21 protein-coding genes are annotated in these 21,400 nt (G+C 71.1%); 14 read left to right on the top strand and 7 right to left on the bottom strand.

Annotation, left to right across the window (positions count from 1 at the left end):
- Positions 1-96: 96 nt before the first annotated feature.
- Both QE454_RS05135 and QE454_RS05130 read left to right on the top strand, forming a co-directional pair.
- Positions 97-2,076 (top strand): M13-type metalloendopeptidase, encoded by a 1,980-nt coding sequence (locus QE454_RS05135; protein WP_309668546.1) that lies wholly within the window; start codon positions 97-99, stop codon positions 2,074-2,076.
- 48 nt (positions 2,077-2,124) lie between these two features.
- Positions 2,125-3,090: a serine hydrolase gene (locus QE454_RS05130; RefSeq protein WP_267788546.1), complete on the top strand. Its 966-nt coding sequence runs from the start codon at positions 2,125-2,127 to the stop codon at positions 3,088-3,090.
- Positions 3,091-3,096: 6 nt separating this feature from the next.
- Here QE454_RS05130 and QE454_RS05125 read toward each other — a convergent pair whose 3' ends face one another.
- The gene (locus tag QE454_RS05125) at positions 3,097-4,302 is read right to left on the bottom strand and encodes an MFS transporter (RefSeq protein ID WP_210075850.1); all 1,206 of its coding nucleotides are present in this window, start codon (positions 4,300-4,302) and stop codon (positions 3,097-3,099) included.
- Positions 4,299-4,823, bottom strand: a complete 525-nt coding sequence (locus QE454_RS05120) for a helix-turn-helix domain-containing protein (protein ID WP_307457377.1) — start codon at positions 4,821-4,823, stop codon at positions 4,299-4,301. Before QE454_RS05120 ends, QE454_RS05125 begins: the two co-directional genes overlap by 4 nt.
- Positions 4,824-4,977: 154 nt before the next feature.
- Between QE454_RS05120 and QE454_RS05115 the strand changes: the two genes are divergently transcribed.
- On the top strand, positions 4,978-5,253 hold the full coding sequence (locus QE454_RS05115; protein ID WP_267788538.1) for a hypothetical protein: 276 nt from the start codon (positions 4,978-4,980) through the stop codon (positions 5,251-5,253).
- Positions 5,254-5,267: 14 nt separating this feature from the next.
- The gene (locus tag QE454_RS05110; RefSeq protein ID WP_307457380.1) at positions 5,268-6,158 is read left to right on the top strand and encodes an FHA domain-containing protein; all 891 of its coding nucleotides are present in this window, start codon (positions 5,268-5,270) and stop codon (positions 6,156-6,158) included.
- Between the two features lie 204 nt (positions 6,159-6,362).
- Here QE454_RS05110 and purU read toward each other — a convergent pair whose 3' ends face one another.
- Both purU and QE454_RS05100 read right to left on the bottom strand, forming a co-directional pair.
- Positions 6,363-7,244, bottom strand: coding sequence for a formyltetrahydrofolate deformylase (gene purU, locus QE454_RS05105; RefSeq protein ID WP_307457383.1), 882 nt, complete (start codon positions 7,242-7,244; stop codon positions 6,363-6,365).
- A 119-nt stretch (positions 7,245-7,363) separates the two neighbouring features.
- On the bottom strand, positions 7,364-8,518 hold the full coding sequence (locus QE454_RS05100) for a zinc-binding alcohol dehydrogenase family protein (RefSeq protein ID WP_307457386.1): 1,155 nt from the start codon (positions 8,516-8,518) through the stop codon (positions 7,364-7,366).
- 46 nt (positions 8,519-8,564) lie between these two features.
- On the opposite strand from QE454_RS05100, the gene QE454_RS05095 reads away from it, so the two are divergent.
- Both QE454_RS05095 and QE454_RS05090 read left to right on the top strand, forming a co-directional pair.
- Entirely contained in the window at positions 8,565-9,137 is a 573-nt protein-coding gene (locus QE454_RS05095; protein ID WP_307457389.1) for a TetR family transcriptional regulator, read from the top strand.
- A 43-nt stretch (positions 9,138-9,180) separates the two neighbouring features.
- Positions 9,181-10,518 (top strand): nitrate/nitrite transporter, encoded by a 1,338-nt coding sequence (locus QE454_RS05090; protein WP_307457392.1) that lies wholly within the window; start codon positions 9,181-9,183, stop codon positions 10,516-10,518.
- Between the two features lie 95 nt (positions 10,519-10,613).
- Here the strand turns inward: QE454_RS05090 and QE454_RS05085 are convergent, their stop codons facing one another.
- Positions 10,614-11,366, bottom strand: a complete 753-nt coding sequence (locus tag QE454_RS05085; RefSeq protein WP_307457396.1) for a GntR family transcriptional regulator — start codon at positions 11,364-11,366, stop codon at positions 10,614-10,616.
- 86 nt (positions 11,367-11,452) lie between these two features.
- Between QE454_RS05085 and QE454_RS05080 the strand changes: the two genes are divergently transcribed.
- The 5 genes from QE454_RS05080 (at position 11,453) to QE454_RS05060 (ending at position 16,709) form a co-directional block, all read left to right on the top strand.
- The gene (locus QE454_RS05080; protein WP_307457398.1) at positions 11,453-12,412 is read left to right on the top strand and encodes an ABC transporter substrate-binding protein; all 960 of its coding nucleotides are present in this window, start codon (positions 11,453-11,455) and stop codon (positions 12,410-12,412) included.
- The gene (locus QE454_RS05075) at positions 12,381-13,445 is read left to right on the top strand and encodes an iron ABC transporter permease (protein ID WP_307457402.1); all 1,065 of its coding nucleotides are present in this window, start codon (positions 12,381-12,383) and stop codon (positions 13,443-13,445) included. The genes QE454_RS05080 and QE454_RS05075 overlap by 32 nt, the downstream gene beginning before the upstream one ends.
- Positions 13,442-14,500 (top strand): iron chelate uptake ABC transporter family permease subunit, encoded by a 1,059-nt coding sequence (locus QE454_RS05070; protein WP_307457405.1) that lies wholly within the window; start codon positions 13,442-13,444, stop codon positions 14,498-14,500. The genes QE454_RS05075 and QE454_RS05070 overlap by 4 nt, the downstream gene beginning before the upstream one ends.
- Positions 14,497-15,279, top strand: coding sequence for an ABC transporter ATP-binding protein (locus QE454_RS05065; protein WP_307457409.1), 783 nt, complete (start codon positions 14,497-14,499; stop codon positions 15,277-15,279). Before QE454_RS05070 ends, QE454_RS05065 begins: the two co-directional genes overlap by 4 nt.
- 743 nt (positions 15,280-16,022) lie before the next feature.
- Complete coding sequence (locus QE454_RS05060; protein WP_307457414.1) at positions 16,023-16,709, top strand: GNAT family N-acetyltransferase; 687 nt, start codon at positions 16,023-16,025, stop codon at positions 16,707-16,709.
- A gap of 34 nt (positions 16,710-16,743) precedes the next feature.
- On the opposite strand, the gene QE454_RS05055 is transcribed toward QE454_RS05060, so the two are convergent.
- On the bottom strand, positions 16,744-16,953 hold the full coding sequence (locus QE454_RS05055; RefSeq protein ID WP_307313692.1) for a multidrug transporter: 210 nt from the start codon (positions 16,951-16,953) through the stop codon (positions 16,744-16,746).
- 4 nt (positions 16,954-16,957) lie between these two features.
- Positions 16,958-17,770, bottom strand: coding sequence for an SDR family oxidoreductase (locus QE454_RS05050; protein ID WP_307457416.1), 813 nt, complete (start codon positions 17,768-17,770; stop codon positions 16,958-16,960).
- Between the two features lie 221 nt (positions 17,771-17,991).
- Here QE454_RS05050 and menC point away from each other — a divergent pair, with 221 nt between their 5' ends.
- Genes menC through QE454_RS05035 form a run of 3 tightly spaced genes read left to right on the top strand, consistent with a single transcriptional unit; the run spans position 17,992 to position 21,278 of the window.
- On the top strand, positions 17,992-19,125 hold the full coding sequence (menC, locus tag QE454_RS05045; protein ID WP_307457420.1) for an o-succinylbenzoate synthase: 1,134 nt from the start codon (positions 17,992-17,994) through the stop codon (positions 19,123-19,125).
- Positions 19,122-19,835: a hypothetical protein gene (locus tag QE454_RS05040; RefSeq protein ID WP_309668545.1), complete on the top strand. Its 714-nt coding sequence runs from the start codon at positions 19,122-19,124 to the stop codon at positions 19,833-19,835. The genes menC and QE454_RS05040 overlap by 4 nt, the downstream gene beginning before the upstream one ends.
- Positions 19,836-19,889: 54 nt before the next feature.
- Positions 19,890-21,278 carry a glycine--tRNA ligase gene (locus QE454_RS05035; protein ID WP_307457426.1) on the top strand — a complete coding sequence of 463 codons (1,389 nt, stop codon included), beginning with the start codon at positions 19,890-19,892 and terminating at the stop codon, positions 21,276-21,278.
- Positions 21,279-21,400: the final 122 nt, after the last annotated feature.

Below are 21,400 nucleotides of genomic sequence, written 5' to 3'. Positions count from 1 at the left end.
CCTAGGGCGGGCCTCCGACACCGCCGCGGCGGCGCACCCGCGAGGGGCTCGGGCCGTTTCGAGCCCGCATGGATATCGGACACATATCCTGTCTCCATGACCGACACCCCCCGCTCCGGTCTCGCGCTCGACGAGCTCAGCGACGAGATCCGCCCCCAGGACGACCTGTTCCGCCACGTGAACGGAAGCTGGCTCGAGCGCACCGAGATCCCCGACGACAAAGCCCGTTGGGGCTCGTTCCACCTCATCGCCGAGCAGGCCGAGGCGGACGTGCGCACCATCGTCCAGGAGTCGCAGGATGCCGAGTCGGGCAGCGAAGCCCGCAAGATCGGCGACCTGTTCGCGAGCTTCATGGACACCGACCGCATCGAGGCCGCCGGTCGCGAGCCGCTCGCCGCGCAGCTCGATCGTGTCGACGGTGTCGCCGACATCCCCTCCCTGCTCCGGCTCATCGGCGAGCTCGAGCGCGACGGGATCAGCGGCCTGCTGACGCTCTTCGTCGAGCCCGATCCGGGCGACCCGACCCGCTACGTGCCCGTCGTCTACCAGGGCGGCATCTCGCTGCCCGACGAGAGCTACTACCGTCTCGACAACTTCGAAGAGACGCGGACCGCCTACCGTGCGCACATCGAGCGGATCCTGGAGCTCGCCGGAGTCGCCGAGGCCGCGGCATCCGCCGATCGCACTTTCGCCCTCGAGACCGACATCGCCGCGCACCACTGGTCGCGCGAAGACAGCCGCGACTCGGTGAAGACCTACAACTTGAAGACATGGGACGACACCCTCGCCCTCTCGGGGATCGACCTCGAGCCGTGGCGCGCGGGGGTCGCCCCGGGGCACGACGAGGCGCTCGCCGAGGTCGTCGTCTATCAGCCGAGCTTCATCGAGTCGCTCGGCGCCCTGCTCGTCGAGGAGCGCCTCGACGACTGGAAGGCCTGGCTGCGATTCAAGGTCGTGCACGCGGCGGCCGCCTTCCTCTCCGAGGCCTTCGTCGCCGAGAACTTCGCGTTCTACGGCACGCAGCTCACCGGCGTCCCCGTCAACCGCGAGCGCTGGAAGCGCGGCGTCAGCCTCGTCGAAGCGGCGCTGGGCGAGGCGATCGGAAAGGTCTACGTCGAGCGCCACTTCCAGCCCGCGGCGAAGGACGCGATGGACGGACTCGTCGCCAACCTCATCGAGGCGTACCGCCGCTCGATCCAGAGCCTGTCGTGGATGACCGACGAGACGCGCGAGCGCGCCCTCGCCAAGCTCGACACCTTCGTGCCGAAGATCGGTTACCCGGTTCGCTGGAAGGACTACTCCGAGCTCGAGATCACCGCCGACGACCTCGTGGGCAACGTCCGCCGGGCGCACGTGTGGGAGCACGACCGTCAGCTCGCCAAGGTCGGCCAGCCGATCGACCGTGACGAGTGGTACATGACCCCGCAGACGGTCAACGCGTACTACAACCCGCTCATGAACGAGATCGTGTTCCCCGCGGCCATCCTGCAGTACCCCTTCTTCGACGCCGACCGTGACGCCGCCGCCAACTACGGCGGGATCGGCGCGGTCATCGGACACGAGATCGGGCACGGCTTCGACGATCAGGGCAGCCGTTTCGACGCCGACGGGTCGCTTCGCGACTGGTGGACGGATGCCGATCGCTCGGCGTTCGAGGAGCGCACCAAGGCCCTGATCGCCCAGTACGAAGCGCTCGTCCCCCAGGGGCTGAGCGAGGAGCACCACGTCAACGGCGCCCTCACCATCGGCGAGAACATCGGCGATCTCGGAGGGCTCGGCATCGCGATCGCCGCGTACCGCTTGTTCCTCGAGAGCCAGGGTGAGACCGATCCGAACGGACCGGTCGTGGACGGGTACACCGGAATCCAGCGGTTGCTGCTCAGCTGGGCGCAGATCTGGCAGCAGAAGGGTCGGGATGCCGAGACCATCCGCCTGCTCACGATCGACCCGCACTCGCCGAACGAGTTCCGTTGCAACCAGATCGTGCGTAACATCGACGCGTTCTACGACGCGTTCGAGGTGACCGAGGGCGATGCCCTCTGGCTCGACGCCGACCAGCGCGTCACCATTTGGTGAGGTCCTGTTTGTTGCTCTTCTGACGCGGAAGGAGCCACGCTCGTGGGCATGCCCCCGGTTCCCGAGTCCGCCCCGCCCGACCCCGTCGGCGGGCCGGTGGAGTCGTCTCGTCGCGACGCCCCGGCCCTCCGCGGAGCCGGACGGAAGGGGCCGAAACGCCTGCCGCGTCGCGCCGCCGCGGGTCGTCGGTCGTTCACGGCGACCCTCCGCTCCCTCGACGAGCTCGCCTCGTCGGGCGCCAAGGTGTCGGTGCGCATCGACGACCTCGACGGGGGCTCGACGGAGGTGCTGGCGGGCGACGACTTCGTCACCCTTCCCGTCGGCGGCCTCGGTGTCGTTCCGCTGCTCATCGAGGCCGCGGCGTCGTTCGAGTCCGGCCGTCTCGACCCGCTCGAGATCATCGATCGGGCGACCGTCCACGGCGCCGCTCACGGCGGGGTCTGGCAGCACCTGAAGGCCCCGGCACTGCCCCTCGCCGACGTGGCGGTGCTCGCGGCTTCCTCCGGCGACGCCCTCGCCGTCAACGCCCTGCTGCACCGGGTGGGCCTGCAATCGGTGCGGGCGCGCGTCGAGCAGCTGGGGCTTCGCCGCACGGCCCTGCTCGACCGTTTCCGCGACGACCGCGGCCCCGACGACGCCCCCCACCTGGCACTGTCGACGGCTCGCGAGATGGCGCAGGTGTTCGCGGGGCTCGTGAACTCCACGATCGTCTCGCCGCAGGTCAGCGCGCAGGTCGCGGAGTGGCTGAGTCTGAACCACGACCTGTCGCTCGTGGCATCCGCCACCGGCCTCGATCCTTTCGCGCACGAGAACGACCAGCACGGGCTGCTGTTCATCAACAAGACCGGACGTGCCCCGGGTGTCCGCGCCGAGGCGGGGGTGCTCGGCGGACCCCGCGCCGGAATCTCGTACGCGCTGATCGTGAACTTCGACGACCTCTCGATCGCCCACCGCCTGCGTGCGCACGACGCCTTCCGCGTGCTCGGCGTCGAACTGATGGAGTACGTGTACTGAGGGTGATCAGGCGGTTCGCACGCGCCACACGCTGCGCGAGCAGGCCGCGAACACCGTCGCCAGCACGATGATCGCCGCGCACCCGAGAAGCACGGGGGTCGCTCCGAGCTCGTGCGCCAGGGGCCCGACCAGGATCTCCCCGAGCGGGACGGCCACGAACGATCCGACCATGTCGTACGAGTACACGCGCGACAGCGCCTCGCGCGGAACCTGCGTCTGCAGCGACTGATCCCATGCGATCGCGAACAGCTCGATCGCCGCCCCTCCGACGGCGAACGCGCCCACGAGGAGCGCGAGCGTCGGCTGCACCGCGAGGACCGCGACCGGAAGGGCGACCAATGCCATGCCCGCGACGCCGAGACCGAGGGCGTGGCGCGGGCGCCACCGCAGGGCGATCACGGCGCCCACCGCGAGACCGGCGGTCTGCGCAGCGACGACGAGTCCCCACCCGCCGCGACCGAAGGTCTCGTCGGCCACGAGAGGGCCGAGCACGGTGGTGGCCCCGACGAACGCGGCGTTGAGCACGGCGAACTGCAGCACGACGATCCAGATCCACCGGCGGCTCGCGAATTCGCGCCACCCCCCGCGCAGGTCGGCCCAGACCGATGCCGCCGCGCCGGGGTCGACGGCATCCGTTCTCGCGGGAAGGCGCAGGCGGGTGAAGAACACCGCCGCGACGGCGAAAGCCGCAGCGTCCATCGCCAGACCCCACCCGGGCCCGACCGCGGCGACCACCACCGCACCGACGGAGGCGCCGACGATGCCGCCGCCGTTCAGACCGAGACGCAGCAGAGCGTTCGCCGGCCGCAGCAGGGCGACCGGAACGGTGTCGGGGACGAGGGCGGCCGCCGCCGGAAGGCTCACCGCCGCGACGGCGCCGTTCACGACGCTGAGCAGGATGAGGATCGGGATGCCGGCGGTTCCGGTGAGCACGAGCGCGGCGATCGTGCCCTGGGTGGCGGCGGCCGCCAGGGAGGATCCCACCAGTACCGCCCCGCGGGGGAGGCGGTCGGCGAGCACGCCGCCGAAGAGCAGCATCGCGACGTTCGCGACCGAGCGGGCGGCCACGACGAGACCCAGGTCGGCGGCCGACCCGGTCAGATCGAGCACGGCGAAGGCGAGGGCGATGGGTGCGACGGCGTTGCCGATGATCGCCGTGGTGCGGGCGGCGAGCAGCCAGCGGAACGGCGCGTGAGCGAGGGGGCCGGTCATCGGGGGTGCCGGAGCGGGAAGAGGGCGGTCGTCATCGACACCGGTCTCGTCCCGGGGCTCCGGGGTGGTTGGGCGGCGGCGTGCAGGAGGGCCGATGCCTCGCCGACGTGCCGGACGATGCGGGCCCAGACCTGCGGGTCGACCCAGAGCTCGGCATCCGCGGTCAGAGCCGGCCCATCGATCCGGGCGCGTGCTCGGCGCCGGAGCTCGTCGATCAGCGCTTCGACGTACTCCTCTTCGCTCTCGGGTGAGCGCTCGCCGGTGTGAGCGTCGGGATCGTATCGTCGGGACGAGCTCTCGTGGCGGTATCGCCGTGCCTCTCCGCCGCGCAGCCGCACCACCTCGACGACGCGGATCAGACCCGCCCGCTCGAGTACGCGCAGGTGGTAACTGGCCGACGCCTGCGAGACGCCGAGTTCGCGCCCCGCCTCGGCGGCGCTCATCGCCGCACCGGTGAGCAGCGACAGCAGGCGCAGGCGCAGGGGGTGCGCGGTCGCGCGCAGCTCGTCGATCCGGGACATCCCGCCATCGTGGCGCGTCCGACCGCGACCGTCAAACGTCTCTTTGGGGGTCGGGCAGATGGTCCCGCACCACGCGCCGGAGCGCAATCCCCGCTGTCGCCCCCCGACCCGCTGGGACGCTGGTGGCCTCGAAGCGAAAGAAGGGACCGAAGCCATGTCGGACACCACCCCCGCGAGCGATCCGTTCGCCAGTTCCACCGGGCCCGAGGCGCACTCCATCACCGACTGGACCGACCTCGGCCGTGAGATGTGGTCGTACCTGACCGGTCGCGGCGCCGCCGTGAACTACTCGTTCGTCGACATGACCGTCGAGGTGCCGCGCGACATCGGCCCCGACGCTCCCCGTGCGACCTGGAAGCTCAACGGCACCCTCCGCGTCACCACGAGCGACGACACCGCGGCCGGGTCCGACCCGTACCGCGGCAACTGAGGGGCGGCGCCGTCATGGTGCGCCTCGACATCGACCTCGCCTTCTCGGAGCACGAGGGACAGGATGCCGACACCCCGCCGTTCGAGGGCACGATCACGGCCGCGGGCACCGAGGTGCGCATCGTCGTGAGCGACCCCTCGCGGCTGCCCGGCAACGGCCGACGCACACTCGCCGAGCTGTCCACGGTGGCCGACGCCCTGGCATCCCGAGGCATCTCCGTGAGGCTCGAGGGCCCGGACGGGCCGATCCTGCACCTCGGGGACGTGAAGAAGAGTGCTCTCCAGCGGGCGATCACCGGGTCGCGCCACATCCGGCTGGGGTCGGTGGGGGCGGTCGCGCCGCTGCTCACCCGCCGCAACAAAGGGCGGGCGTTGACGTTCCCGATCCCGCCCGAGACGCCGCTGCCGCTGGTGCCGACGGTCAATCGCACGGTGCGACGGCGCATCACGACGACGCACTACACGCCCGGATCCGGCCGCCCGCGCCTGATCTTCGCGGTGGGCGACGCGACGTGGGACGGCTCGCGCCCGCGCGAGTTCGACCTGCTGCCGACCACGACGGTCATCGGGTCGGGCGAGGACGCAGACCTGCGCCTGCCGGGGCTCGCGCCGGTACACGCCGAGATCCGGCACGAGGGCGACGACGAGTACGTGCTCTACGGCTTCGACGCGGTCGGGGGCGGCGGGACGCGAGAACAGGGCCCGGGGCGTTCCGGCGGCGGCCGCATCCTGCGCACGGGCGCGCGCATCGAACTGGGTGACTGGCGACTGGCGTACTTCCGCGCGGAGTTCGCCGATCACGGCCGGCCGTACGGGGGCCGCCAGGGCGGCGAGCTCTCGGATCAGCGCAAGCAGCCGCCGCGCGGCGGCTCGGGTCCGCTCAGCCGGGCGACCGATCCGGAGTAGCGCTCACGCGCCGGTCGTCCCGCGGGCCCCTTCGACGTCGAGACGGCATTTCGCTGACGAAACCGTTGCAGCGTGCAACCGAGATGTCAGCGAGATGCCGTCTCGCGGTGGTCAGGGGCTTCTCGCGTCGGCGGAGGGGCACACGCCTGGCCGTGCTCACGGGAGCCGCACGGCGCGTAGCCGCCGGGGCGCGGCATCCGGTCTCTAGAAGACGATGGTGTGGTTGCCGTGGCGGATGATGCGGTCCTCGGCGTGCCACAGCACGGCGCGGGAGAGCACCTGACGCTCGACATCGGCACCGCGGCGGGCGAGCTCGGCCGAGGAGTCGGCGTGGGTCACGCGCACGGTGTCCTGCTCGATGATCGGTCCCTCGTCCAGGTCGCTCGTGACGTAGTGCGAGGTCGCGCCGATGAGCTTGACACCGCGCTCCTTGGCCTTCTTGTACGGCTCGGCGCCGATGAAGGCCGGCAGGAACGAGTGGTGGATGTTGATCACCGGCACCCCGATCTTGTCGAGGAAGTCGGGCGAGAGGATCTGCATGTAGCGCGCGAGCACGACGAAGTCGACGTTGCCGACGAGCAGTTCGAGAATGCGGGCCTCGGACTCGGACTTGTCGGGACCGGGCGTCGAGGGCACGTGGAAGAAGGGCACGCCGAACGAGCGCACGTCTTCGGCGGCCGTGGTGTGGTTCGACACGACCATCGGGATGCTGACGGGCAGGTCGCCGCGGCGGTGACGCCACAGCAGATCGAGCAGGCAGTGGTCCTGCTTCGAGGCGAGGATCGCCATGCGCTTCGGCGTCGACAGGTCGGTCAGGGTCCACTCGAGCTCGAAGCCCTCACCGAGGGTCGTGGCGAGATCGGCCTCGATGTCGGGAAGGGCCACAGACAGGTTGGGGCGGTGGAACACGACCCGCTGGAAGTACGCGCCGCCGCGAGGGTCGTCGGAGTACTGGTCGAAGGCGACGATGTTGCCGCCCTGGCGGGCGATGAGCGCCGAGACCGCGGCGATGATGCCGGGGGTGTCGCTGCCGTGGACGATGAGGCACGCGTGATCGGGCTGCAGGTGGGGGCTCGCGGAGACCATCGGACCATTCTGCCGTGCGCGGGTGGTGCTCGACGACCAGGATTGCGGGGGCGGCGGCGCGCGGCGACCCGGGCCGGGGGTGCGCGGCGGATGCACGCTCTCGCAACCCGGGCGTCGGGCTACAGCCGGACGACGATCTTCTGCGCCGAGACGCCCTCGCGCTGGCGATCGAGCGCCGGCTGGACGGCATCCAATCCCGAGCCGACCACGAGGGGTGCGGGAACGGATTTCAGCGTGCCGTCGGCGAGGCCCGCGGGGAGCAGCGTGCCCCACAGGGCCGGCCCGAGGTCGTCGTCGCGCAGGCTGCTGCCCCAGATGAAGCGCGATCGCACGCCCGCGCGCCGGGCGCGCAGCGCCGAGGTCACCGACGCGAGTCCGATGCGCGCGAAGACGGCGAGACCGCCCGGCAGCAGCCGTCGTCGGCCGGCGAGGTCGGCGAGCGACACGGGCGTGCTCGCCAGGGCCAGGGCCGTGCCGCCGGTGCGACGCAGCACCGCGAGGCACGCCTCGGCCGAGGTGGGGCCCAGGGCGATCGCGCCGACCACGCGGCGTCCGGCGATCCCGGCGACCAGGTCGTCGACCGCTCCCGGCGCGTGGTGGTCGACGACGACGTCGGCGCCCAGCGAGCGTACGAGGGCGGCGTTGCGGGGCGAGGCGGTGCTGACGACGTCGTACCCCGCGGCGCGAGCGAGCTGGACGGCGTTCATTCCCACGCTCGTCGAGCCGCCCCAGACGACCACCACACCGCGCTCGGCGGAGACCGGGCGGCCCGGCTCGGGCAGCGGGAGCCCGAGGTGGGCCGGCTGGAACAGCGCGCATGCGGCGGTCGACACCGCGAGGGGCAGGACGGCCGCCTCCTCGTCGCTCATGCCGTCGGGGATGGGGGCGGCGAGGCGCTCCAGCAGCACGGTGACCTCTTGGAACGCCCCCTCGCGCAGGGGGTCGCGGCCACGGTCCGTGCCGGTGGCCAATCCGAACACGCGGTCACCCGGGCGGAAACGGCTGACACCGGGCCCGACCGCGACCACCTCGCCGGCCACGTCGGAGCCGAGCACGGCGGGTCCGCGCAGCCACCGGTACGTCATGCTTCCCGTGCCCTGGATCACCCAGTCCACCGGATTGACGGCGACGGCGCGCACCCGAACGAGCACCTCGCCCTCGCGGGGCTCGGGGGTGGCGACGCTGTCGACGTGCAGCCGGGCTCGGGCGGTGCGCAGCACGGCTGCGGAGTGATTCGGCACGACGATCTCCTCGGTGATGTCAGGGGGTGTCATCACTCTACCGGTGATGACATGAACTGTCATCACTTAGGCTGGTCTCATGGCCAGATGGGCACCCGACACCCGCGAACGCCTGCGCGCCGCCGCCCTCGAGCTCTTCGAGGAGAGGGGGTTCGCCGGCGCCACCGTCCCCGACATCGTCGCGCGGGCGGGGCTCACCGAGCGGACGTTCTTCCGCCACTTCAGTGACAAGCGCGAGGTGTTCTTCGGCGACGACGAGATCCCCGCCCTCGCGACCGCCATGCTGGCCGCAGCGCCCGCGGGTCCGCCGCCGTTCGCGGTCGTGTGGGGTGGCCTGCACGTTCTCGCCGTCGAGAGATTCGAGCCGCGACGCGAGCAGATGAGGTCGGCTCGCCGTCTCATCCGCGACGAGCCCGCTCTTCGTGAGCGCGACCTGCAGAAGCAGGACGCCCTGCGCGAGGCGATCGCCGCCGGGTGCCTCGCGCGGGGTGTCGATGCGCTGACCGCCCGCGTCGTGGCCGGCGTCACGGTCGACCTGCTGCAGACGGCCCTCGACGAGTGGCTCGGCGACGACGACGTCGCCCCGCTGACGGCGCACCTGGCGCGGGTGCGCGAGAGGATGCGCGCTGTTCTGGCCGACCCGGTCGAGTAAGCATCCCGGCCCCGGTGTCGGAGGTCGCCGATAGCCTGGACTCGTGACGAACGCCCTCCGCCTCGACCGGCCGGGGTGGCGTACCTGGGTGCTGTGGGGCGTCGGGGTGCTCGCCTACGTGGTCTCTATCGTCAACCGCACCTCCCTGTCGGCGGTGGGTGTCGACGCGGCCACGCGCTTCCACGCCGACGCGTCGGCGTTGTCGATGTTCGCCGTCATCCAGCTCTTCGTCTACGGCGCGATGCAGATCCCCGTCGGCCTGCTGCTCGACCGCTTCGGCGCGCGGCCCATGATCGCGATCGGCATGGTGCTGATGGCGGCGGGTCAGCTCGTGATGGCCTTCGCGGATGCCGTGGGGATCGGCATCCTGGCCCGTGTCCTCATCGGCGCGGGGGACGCCGCGATCTTCCCCAGCGTCCTGCGCGTGATCGCGACGTGGTTTCCGGCGCAGCGGGCGCCGCTGCTCGTGCAATTGACGGGCATCATCGGTCAGTTCGGCCAGATCATCGCGGTGGTGCCGCTCGCCGCGCTCCTGCACGCCACCAGCTGGAGCGTCGCGTTCGGCAGCGTCGCGGGTCTCGGCGTGCTCTTCGCCGTGCTCACCTTCGCCATCATCCGCAATCGCCCGCCCGAACGTCGCGCCGACCCGGTCGACACGACCGTCGACACCCAGACGGGCGCGATCAAAGTGGTGCGATCCTCGGCCGACCTGCGGCAGGGCTTCCGCGAATCGTGGGCGCATCCCGGCACGCGTCTCGGGTTCTGGTCGCATTTCGCCACCCCCTTCGCGGGTACGGCCTTCATGCTGCTGTGGGGCTTTCCCTTCCTGACCGCGGGCGAAGGACTGGCGCCGGCGACCGCGTCGCTGATCATGACGACGCTCGTGCTGTTCGGCATCCTGTGCGGGCCCGTGATCGGCGCGCTGTCGAGTCGGCATCCCACGCGCCGTTCCCGGTGGCTCGTGCTGCCGGTGATCGTCTTCCAGGCGGTGGTGTGGATCGCCGTCATCGCCTGGCCGGGGCCGGCGCCGGTGTGGCTGCTCGTCGTGCTGATGTTCGCCCTGTCGACGGGCGGACCGGCGTCGATGATCGCCTTCGATCACGCGCGGACTTTCACCCCCAGCCATCGACTGAGCACGGCGACCGGCATCGTGAACGGGGGCGGGTTCCTCGCGGCTCTCCTGGCGATCCTCTTCATCGGCGTCGCGATGGACCTACAGGGCGCCGGTACGCCCGACACCTACTCGCTCGACGCGTTCCGCATCGCCTTCCTCGCACAGGTGCCCCTGTGGCTGCTCGGGGGCGCGGCGATCGTCGTCGAACGCGGTCGGACGATCCGCCACGTGGGCGGCGTCGACAAGCTGCGTCCGTCGGATCGCTGACGTGCCGCCCGGCGCGCCGGGGACGCGGCGGGCGATGCGGATGCGGCACCACGCCGGGGATCGATCTCCGGGGCCGCCCTTCGTGTCACCGGGGGTTACTCGCCGTCGATCCGGCCGAGCGTTCGGGCCCATGCGAGTGCGTCCTCGGAGGCGCCGTCGGCCGACAGGTGGTCGCCCAGGAGGTAGGCGGCCGTATGGTGCGCGCGCAGCTCCGTGAGCACGGCGTCGGGGTCTCCCTCGGCGACGAGGTCGACGACGCGTTGGTGCCGTGCCGCGCGCTCGAGCAGAGATTCCGCCCCCGCTTGAGCGTGACGGTTCAGCCGCATGAGGATGGCGACGGGTAGGGCGATCGCGGCGTACGCGGCGTTCAGGTGGTCGTTGCCTGCCAGGGCGACCAGCGCCGTGTGGAACTCCAGGCCGTCGCGGGGAGCGCTCTTCTCGTCGTCGGCACGCGCGCTTTGCTGCATGGCGTGCATGGCCGCCCGCAGGCGCGCGAACGTGTCGCCGGTCGCGGGAACCCCCTGGCGCACCGCGAGGGTCTCGAGCTGTTCGCGCACGGTGGTCACGTGGAAGGCGTCTTGCAGGGTCAGCTGCACGACGCGGCTCCCCGCGCGCGGCACGTGGACGATCGCGCGTTGACTCTCGAGTGCGCGGAGGGCCTCACGAAGAGACTGTCGTCCCACGCCGATCTCCGCGGCGAGCGAATGCTCGGTCACGTGAGCGCCCATCGCGAGTCGTCCGTCGATGATCCGGGCGCGCAGTTCTGCCGCGGCGATCGCGGTGACGCTCTCGGGGCCGTCGATGACACCGCCCTCTCGACGTCCCCGTCCCGGGGTTGTCCGCTGCATCTGGATTCCTCCCGCCACAACCCCTCTGCTCCGATGGGTTAGGGTAGCCTTACTCAGTCGACCATGACGCATCAAGGATACCTCTCGTGACCTCGAAACGCTCCCTCGTCTCTCTTCTCTCCCTCGCCTGCGTTGCGTCTCTGACGCTCACGGGCTGCACGGCTGCGGCCGGCGGCGGTTCGTCGGCAGACGAAGGGGGCCGTACCGTCGAGACGGTCCTCGGACCCGTGACCGTGCCCGAGGCGATCGAGTCGGTGATCGTGCTGGAGGGGCGCCGCGATCTCGACATCGTGCTGTCTCTCGGCCTGCCCCTCACGGGATATCCGTACGAGGCGGCCAGCACGCTCGACCTGGAAGCACCCGTTGCGCACGTGCTCTCGGGCGCCGCGGGGGCGTCGCCGATGTTCCTGGCAGAGGAGATCAACCTCGAGGCGATCGCGGAAGCCGCGCCGACCCTCGTCGTCAGCCGCGTCGACGACGTCGAACCGATCCTCGACGAGCTGCGAGCGATCGCCCCGGTCCTGGCGATCGGCGATCAGAGCACCAGCTCGTGGCAGGACGATCTCCGTCTCGTCGCCGAGGCGACGGGGACGCAGGATCGTGCCGCGGAGCTGATCGCGCAGTACGACGCGCGTGTGGCGGAGGTGTCCGAGGCGTACGCGGATGTTCTCGCGTCTCAGACATTCGCACCCGTCAACATGCACTCGGACGGCAGCGACACGCGCCCGAACCGACTGCTGTCGACCGTGCTGCGTGATCTCGGCGCGACACCGTCCGCCGCGTTCGCTGAGGCGATTCAGAGCGGCGAAGGCGTCGAATTCTCGCCGGAGCAGCTCGTGTCGACGTGGAGCGACGCCAGGGCGGTCGTGGCGTTGGTCAACGATGCCGCGTACTGGGACGAACTGCAGACCGACTCGTTGTGGACGCAGCTCCCCGCGGTCGTCGGCGGCCATGTCGTGCGCTCGGACAAGCAGACCCACGAGGGCGCCGCGCTGACCGCGTTGCACAGCCTCGATGTCGTCGAGTCCCTGCTCGCCACCTTCTGAGCGCAGAGTCCTGGACGTTCTGTCGGGCGGCACGGCCCGCGCCGCGCTCCTCGTGGGCGCGGCAGCGGTCGTGATCGTCGTGTGCCTCACCCTCGGCCTGACGGTGGGCTCGAGAGACCTCGCCCCGGCGGTGGTGTGGCAGGCGCTGCTCGGGGGCGCCGACGCCGAAGCCCGGGCGATCGTGCAGGATCAGCGTCTGCCGCGCACGCTGATCGGGATCGTCGGGGGCGCCGCTCTGGCGGTCGCGGGCGTCGTCATCCAGGGCCACACCCGCAATCCGCTTGCCGATCCCGGTCTGCTCGGGATCACCGCCGGCAGCTCCCTCGCCGTCGTCGCGGGCATCGCCCTCGCCGGACTCACCACACCGACCGGTTACCTCGGCGCGGCCTTCGGTGGCGCTGCTCTGGGCACCGTCGTGGTCGTCGTCATCGGACTCGCGGCGAGCCGCCGCAGAGACGCGTCACCCGCCTCGCTGGTGCTTGCGGGAACGGCCGTCTCGGCGCTGCTCGGTGCGATCACCGGAATCGTTCTGCTCCTCGACTCCGCCACGCTCGATCTCTTCCGGTTCTGGACGGTGGGCTCCCTGAGCGCGGGGCGAGGCCTCGACGTGCTCGCGGCCGCGCTCGTGCCCCTCGCGGTCGGCGGCCTCCTCGCCGGAGCTCACGCGCGCGCGCTCGACGTGCTCGCGCTCGGCGACGACATCGCGGCGGCACTGGGGCGCCGCCTCCTTCCGACGCGGCTCCTCGGTTTCGCCGCCGTGACCCTGCTCGTCGGCGGGGCGACCGTCGCCATCGGCGCGCTCGGATTCGTCGGACTCGTCGCCCCGCATCTCGCGCGACGCCTGGTCGGTGTGACGCACACGCTGCTCCTGCCCGTCAGCGCGATGCTCGGTGCACTGCTCGTCGTCGTCGCCGACGTCATCGGTCGCGTCATCGTCCACCCCGCAGAACTCCCGGTGGGTGTCGTGGTCGCCGTCATCGGCGCTCCGGCCCTTCTCGTCATCATCGTCCGCACGCGAAGGGCGTACTCGTGAGCTCCTCCACGATCGTGCGAATCGGTCCCTTCTCTCAACAGATCCACCGGCGAACCGTCGTGGTCTGCGCCCTCTTCTTCGCCGGTGCGGTTCTTCTGGCCGGTGCCGGGCTGGCCCTCGGCGACTACACGCTCTCGCCCGGGGGTGTCATCGCCGCCCTCCGAGGAGAGGGGAGCGCCCGTGATCACCTCGTCGTCAACGTCATCCGTCTTCCCCGCATCGTGCTCGGCGTCGTCGTGGGCGTGTGCCTCGCCGTCGCCGGGGCGGTCGTGCAGACCACGGCACGCAACTCTCTGGCGAGCCCTGATCTGCTCGGTGTCTCCGCGGGCGCGGGTGCCGGCGCGGTCGCCGCGATCGTGCTCGGCGGCACGAACGCCGCCGGAGTCGCGGCGCTGGATGTCATCGGAACCCCGATCGCCGCGCTCATCGGCGGAACCCTCGCCGCCGCTCTCGTCGGCCTCCTCCTCGGTTTCACGGGCACCACGGGGCTGTCCCCTCTGCTCGCCGGTGTCGGCGTCTCCGCGCTGTTCGGCGGACTGACGAGCTGGATGCTCACCGCAGCGAGCATCGACGACGCCGCCCGCGCGAACGCGTGGCTCGCAGGTTCGCTCGGCGGCCGCGGGTGGGCGGAGGTCGCCGCCGTCACCGTCGCCGCCGTCGCCGCCCTGGTGCCCCTCATCGTCCTCTCCTCGCGGCTCCCCGCGCTCGAGCTCGGGTCCTCTCTCGCCACCTCGCTCGGTTATCGCGTCCCGGCGTCGGTGGCGATGCTTCTCCTGCTGGCGGTGGTCCTGACCTCCGTCCCCGTGGCCGCCGCGGGACCGATCGGCTTCATCGCCCTGGTCGCGCCCCATCTCGCCCGCCTCGCGTGCCGCACACCGCGACCTCCCTTGGTGGCGAGCGCAGTGGCGGGAGCCGCGCTCCTGCTTGCGAGCGACCTCGTCGCACGACTCGCGCTCGCCCCGCTCCTTCTTCCCACGGGTGCGGTCACCGCCGTCGTCGGCGCCCCGTTCCTCATCTGGCTGCTCGTTCGCTCGAGGAGAGATCTCACGCAATGACCACCGTCTTCACCGTTCGCGATCTCGTCCTCACCTTCGGGGACCGTCCGGTACTCAACGGCATCGACCTGGAGATCCCCGCCGGTCAGGTGACGGCCATCATCGGCCCGAACGGATGCGGAAAATCGACCCTCCTGCGCAGTCTCAGCCGGCTCGGGCCGGCGGTCGAGGGTGAGGTGCTGCTCGAGGACACCCCAATCGCCCAGATCCCACATCGCGTCTTCGCGCGCCATGTCGCCCTTCTGCCGCAGGCCCCCATCGCGCCCGAGCAGTTGACCGTCATCGATCTCGTCTCGCGGGGGCGCGACCCGCACCGGCGCTGGTACGACCAGTGGTCACGCGTCGACGAAGACCTCGTGCTCGATGCGCTCGAGCGCACCGGCCTGCGCGACCTGGCGAATCACCCCCTTCAGACCCTCTCCGGCGGGCAGAGGCAACGCGCGTGGATCGCGCTCGCGCTGGCCCAGCGCACCCCCGTCCTCCTGCTCGACGAGCCCACCACCTACCTCGACATCGCGCACCAGCTCGAAGTGCTCGACACCGTTCGACGCCTGCACAGCGAGGGTGTGACGGTGGTCATGGTGCTCCACGACCTGAGCCTGGCCGCCCGCTACGCCGACCACATCGTGGCCATGCGAGACGGTCGGGTCGTCGCGACCGGAGCGGTGGAGAGCGTCATCAACCGAGACGTCGTGCGCCGGGTCTTCGACGTCGAGTGCACGATCCTGGTGGATCCGAACACCGGGCGCCCCGTGGTCGTGCCACACTCGGCCGTGTGACGACCGCTGCTCGTCGGACGCGGCGAGTGAGGGAACTCCCACCGCGCGACGATCGTCGCCTTCCCGCAACTCCGCGGATCCACGTGGCGAACACCCCGGTGCCCTGCGCCTGAGCGGGGTTCCGGCGCGCCCGGTCGATCGCTTCCGCAGTTCCCCGCTGGGCGGGTCGACCTCGCGGGCGCGCTCGGCGGGTCGAGATTCCCCGGAGCCTCCGTGATCCGCGCCAGGTCAGTTCATCGCGCGGTCGTCGGGCTGACCTTGTGCGAGTCGCCGAGCGCGCAGCTCCGCGCGCCGGGCAGCGGATGCCGGGAGCCCCGCGTTGCGCGGAGCCTCGGGGATTCGCGCGCCGGGCAGCGGATGCCGGGAGCCTTGCGTCGCGCAGCCTCGGGGATCCGCGCGCCCGGCAGCGGATGCCGGGAGCCTTGCGTTGCGCGTAGCCTCGGGGATTCGCGCAACTTCACCCACCACCCGGGACTTCGGGCTGACATCATGCGTATCGCTGAAGATATGACGCGGCACGCGGCACGCGGCACGCCGCACGCCGCACGCCGCCCCGCTCGGGCCGACGAGACCCACCTCACGAAATGCCTCGGATGCCATCCGGCGGCGGGCCGAGAATATGGATGCCATGTCGTGTCCTCTCGTCGATGACTCACTCGTTCGTCTCCATCGATGAAACGCATCGCCGGGCGAGAACATCACGCTCCCCTCAGACACGAAGCGGACGGTGTCAGACTCGAAGCATGAGCGCCACCGACATCCGCACTCTCGACACCGTCGCCGGCATCCACGAGGCCGCGCGGGTGCTGGACGAGGTGTGGGGTGAGCAGGGCACCATGCCGGCGAACATCCTGCGCGCGCTCGAACACGCCGGCAACTACGTCGTGGGCCTCTTCGACGGCGACCGCATGATCGGGGCGTCTGCGGCCTTCTTCGGCCCGCCCGCCGAGCGCACGATGCACTCGCACATCACCGGCATCGTGCCCGGGCAGCAGGGGCGCGGCCTCGGCCGACAGCTCAAGGAGCACCAGCGGGCCTGGGCGCTCGAGCGCGGGGTCGGGCGCATCACCTGGACGTTCGACCCGCTCGTGGCTCGCAATGCGCATTTCAACCTCGCCGTACTCGGCGCTCGCGCGACGGAGTACCTGGTCGACCACTACGGGGCGATGGCCGACGCCGTGAACCGCGGCGACGAGTCCGACCGGCTCATGGTGTCGTGGGCGCTCGCCGAGCCGCCCGCGCCGACGCCGACGGATGCCGAGATCCAGGCCGTCGTGGCCGTGCCCGACGCCATCGAGCATCTGCGCCGCAGCGACCCCGTGGCAGCCGCCGGGTGGCGCCGGCGCGTGCGCGACGACCTGCGCGAGCACCTGGCATCCGGTCGCCGGATCGGCGGTTTCGACCGCCGCGGCTACCTCATCGTGGGGTGACGCGCGGGGCCCGATCGACTCGGCCCCCGCGCGATCACTGCTCGGTGATCGGGGTGTCCTTCTCCGCCGCCGGGTCACCCTGGCCGGGGCCGGGACGCACGGCCGCATCGTCGCGCACGTCGATGCGGGTGACGCCGTCGTGCTCGGTGACGTCGAAGCGCGGTGCCGCGTCTTCTTCGGTCGCCTTCGGGGCGGTCGTCAACTGGTCGTGACGGTTCTCTTCGAAGCTCTTCTCGTCGCTCATCGCGTCACTCCTGTCCTGCCGAACGCCAGGCGTCCGACTCCATGTGCGAGCCCGCCTGCGGGCCCATGTGCAGCATCCCGCCGTCGACGACCCAGCTCGCACCGGTGACGTACGAGCCCGAGGGTGACGCGAGGAAGCGGATGACGTCGGCGATCTCCTCCGGTTTGCCGGGGCGGCCGAGCGGGATGCCGGGGCGGTGGATGCGATCGGCGTCTTCGGCCGACATGTCGTTGATGGGGGTGGCGATCTCGCCGGGGGCGACCGCGTTGGCGGTGATGCCGTACTGGCCCAGTTCCAGCGCCATCGTCTTGATCAGCCCGCCGACGCCGTGCTTGGCGGCGACATAGGGGGCGGAGCCGACGCGCGGCTGGTGCTCGTGCACGCTCGACACGACGATGAGCCGTCCGCCGTTACCGGTCTTCACCATGCGCCGGGCGGCGGTGTGCAGGGCGAGGAACGCTCCGTCGAGGTTGAGCGAGATGTCGGTGCGCCAGGTGTCGAAATCGAGGTCGAGGAAGCTGCCGCCGATGCCGCCGCCGGCGTTGTTCACGAAGACGTCGAGGCCGCCGAGCTCGTCGGCCATGGCGTTCACGGCATCCGGCACCGCGTCGAAGTCGGTGGCGTCGAACTGCGCGACGATCGCGCGCACGCCGCGCTCGCGCACGGCCGCGGCGGTCTCTTCGGCGCCGTCCTTATCGGAGTGGTAGGTCACGGCGACGTCCATGCCGGCGTCGGCGAGGGCGAGGGCGGTCGCCGCGCCGATGCCCGAGTCGGAGCCGGTGACGATCGCGTGGCGGGGGGTGAAGTCAGCGCTCATGCGGCCGACGCTACGCGCGCGTCGGACGGGGGCACGGTCCCTTGCCAGGTGCGCGCGCGGGCGTTACGGTCGCCCGCCCGCCGACGGGGCCCGAGCGAAACTCCTGAGAGATGGGCGGCACCGTCCGTCCGGATCCCGACGACAACGCCCGCAGAGCCGGTTTCTCAGGAGCGTGGCCCACCGCGCGATCGGTTCGCGAACGCGCCCGCTAGCCTGCCGTCATGCCATCGATCCGCCCTGCCGCGCCCGTGACCCTCGATGCGGTCGAACTGCGTGTGCTGCACATGCCGCTCGTGTCTCCCTTCACCACCTCGTTCGGCACCGAGACGGTGCGCGAGGTGATCATCGTGACCGCCGAGACGCCCGACGGCCGCGGCTGGGGGGAAGTGGTGACACAGTCCGAGCCGTCCTACTCCAGCGAGTACACGCAGGGTGCGTGGGACGTGCTGACCCGGTTCCTCGCTCCGGCGCTGCTCGGACGGCGTATCGTCGCGCCCGAGGAGGTCGCCGGCGCGCTGCACCGTATCGTCGGCCACCGCATGGCCAAGGCGGGTCTCGAGCTCGCGGTCATCGACGCCGCTCTGCGCGCGGAAGGTCGCAGCTTCGCGCAGTACCTCGGCTCCGAGAAGACCCGCGTGCCCTCGGGCGTCTCGGTCGGCATCCAGAGCGACCCGGCGGCGCTGGTCGACACCGTCGGCGGCTACCTCGACGAGGGGTACGTGCGCATCAAGATCAAGATCAAACCCGGTCGCGACATCGGCGACACGGCCGCCGTCCGCGCCGCCTTCGGATCGATCCCGCTGCAGGTCGACGCGAACTCCGCGTACACGCTTCAGGATGCCGACACCCTCGCCGAACTCGACCGCTTCGAGCTTCTGTTGATCGAGCAGCCCCTGCAGGAAGACGACCTGGTCGATCACGCGACCCTCGCGAAGAGACTGACGACCCCGGTCTGCCTCGACGAGTCGATCGTCTCCAACAAGGCGGCGGCCGACGCGCTCGCCCTGGGGTCGGCGGCGATCCTCAACATCAAAGCCGGCCGTGTCGGCGGCTACCTCGAGGCCGTTGCGATCCATGACCGGGCGCTCGCGGCGGGTGTTCCCGTCTGGTGCGGAGGCATGCTCGAGACGGGGATCGGCCGCGCCGCCAACGCCGCCCTGGCCGCGCTGCCGGGCTTCACGCTGCCGGGTGACATCTCGGCATCCGCCCGCTTCTACGATCGCGACATCGTCACCGAACCGGCCGTACTCGACGACGGATATATGCGCGTGCCGACCGGGCCGGGCGTGGGCGTCGAGATCGACACCGCGGCGCTGGAGCGGTTCACGGTGCGGCGCGAGCGGATCACGCGATGATCCGGGGCGCCCGGCCGGGCCGTGAGGGGCTCAGCGAGACCTCTGGCGAGGACGTCCCGTGGGGTCGTCCGGCGGTCGACGGCATCCCCCTTCCCCCGTTCCGAGATGCCGCGGCGCACCGGTCGTACGTGCTGTCGTTGCAGACGTTCGTCGCCCTGCTCGACGAGGGAGAGCCGGCGCCCACGACCGTCGCGCTGCTCGCCGCCCTCGCCGCCGAGATGCCGCGGGACGATGCCGAGGTGTCTGCGCTGTTGTCGCCGCTCGCTCTCGGCGTGAGCCTGTCGACGTTCTTCCCCGCGCCCTGGACCCCGAAGACCCTCGCCGCTGCTCTCGCCCCGCTCGGCGCGTTCACTCCGCGGTACGGGTGGGGGAGTTGGGGATGGGGCGGCGATCCCGACTATCGGGCGACGGTCCACCGCGGCGGATGGTCGATCGAGCGGCACGAGCGCGGCTCCCGCACCCGAGCGACTCTGGCGCACGACGGCGATCTGGTGCTGCTGTGGATGGACATGTTCCGCAACCGCTTCCCCTACCCGATCGCACACATGCCGTCGACGCTGGCCGAGAGCCCCGCGGCCCTGGCCGCCGCAGCGCGCGCCACCCGCGGCGCCCATGCGGCGAACACCGCGATGCCGTACCTGCGGAGCTGGCGGGCGGAGCGCGATCGGGCGCTGACCGGCGGGCCGGAAGAGCCCGAGCCGCTTCGATAAACTGGATGCCGCGCGCTCGCGCACCCCACAGCTTTCCCGACCATTGGAGCCACCGTGGCCGAACAATCCCGCCTCGATAAGGTCATCGCCCTCGCCCGCCATCGGGGGTTCGTCTTCCAGGCCGGTGAGATCTACGGCGGTTCGCGTTCCGCGTGGGACTACGGCCCCCTCGGCACGGAGCTGAAAGAGAACATCCGTCGCCAGTGGTGGCAGACCTTCGTCCGCGGCCGCGGCGACATGGTGGGTCTCGACTCCAGCATCATCCTGCCCAAGCGCGTGTGGGAGGCCTCGGGTCACGTCGCCACCTTCACCGACCCGTTGGTCGAGTGCCTGAGCTGCCACAAGCGCTTCCGCGCCGACACGATCATCGAGGACTTCGAGGCGCGTAAGAACCGCAAGGCCGAGAACGGTCTCGCCGACGTCCCGTGCCCCAACTGCGGCACCAAGGGCCAGTACACCGAGCCGAAGTCGTTCTCGGGCCTGGTCAAGACCTACCTCGGCGTCGTCGACGACGAGTCGGGCCTGTACTTCCTGCGCCCCGAGACGGCGCAGGGCATCTTCGTGAACTTCTCGAACGTGCTCACGGCATCCCGTCGCAAGCCCCCGTTCGGCGTCGGCCAGGTCGGCAAGGCGTTCCGCAACGAGATCACGCCCGGAAACTTCATCTTCCGCACGCGCGAGTTCGAGCAGATGGAGATCGAGTACTTCACCCCGCCGGCCGAGGCGAACGAGTGGTTCGAGCACTGGGTCGAGGCCTGCTGGAACTGGTTCATCGAGCTGGGCATCGACCCCGAGAACATGAAGCGCTTCGACGTCCCCGAGGACGACCGCGCGCACTACTCCGCCGGCACGATCGACGTCGAGTACCGCTTCGGCTTCCCGGGCAAGGAGTGGGGCGAGCTCATGGGAGTCGCCAACCGCACCGACTACGACCTCAAGAGCCACTCCGAGGCGTCGGGCCAGTCGCTCACCTTCTTCGACCAGGCCTCGGGCGAGAAGTACACGCCCTACGTGATCGAGCCCTCGTTCGGTCTGACGCGCGCGATGATGGCCTTCCTCGTCGACGCCTACCGCGAAGAAGAGGTGCCCAACGCCAAGGGCGGCACCGACACCCGCACGGTGCTCAAGCTCGACCCGCGTCTCGCGCCCGTCAAGGTCGCCGTCCTGCCGCTCTCGCGCAACGAGCGGCTGTCGCCGTTGGCCCGCGAGGTCGCCGATACCCTGCGCGCGGCCGGCTGGAACATCGACTTCGACGACGCCGGCGCCATCGGCCGCCGCTACCGCCGTCAGGACGAGATCGGCACGCCGTTCTGCGTCACGGTCGACTTCGACTCGCTCGACGACAATGCCGTGACCGTGCGCGACCGCGACACGATGGGCCAGGAGCGCATCGGCCTCGACGCGCTTCAGGGATACCTGGCTGAGCGCCTGCGCGGAGCCTGACCCGCGAGAACGAGAGACCGGATGCCGTGGCCCGAGGCCGTGGCATCCGGTCTCTCGTCGTCTCGGGGTAGTCGTGACAGCGCCGTGACAGCGCTCCCGCCGTCGTGACAGCGGTGCGGCAG

Source organism: Microbacterium sp. SORGH_AS_0454 (genome assembly GCF_031453395.1).
Lineage (GTDB): Bacteria > Actinomycetota > Actinomycetes > Actinomycetales > Microbacteriaceae > Microbacterium.
This window is presented reverse-complemented; position numbering and strand designations above follow the sequence as displayed.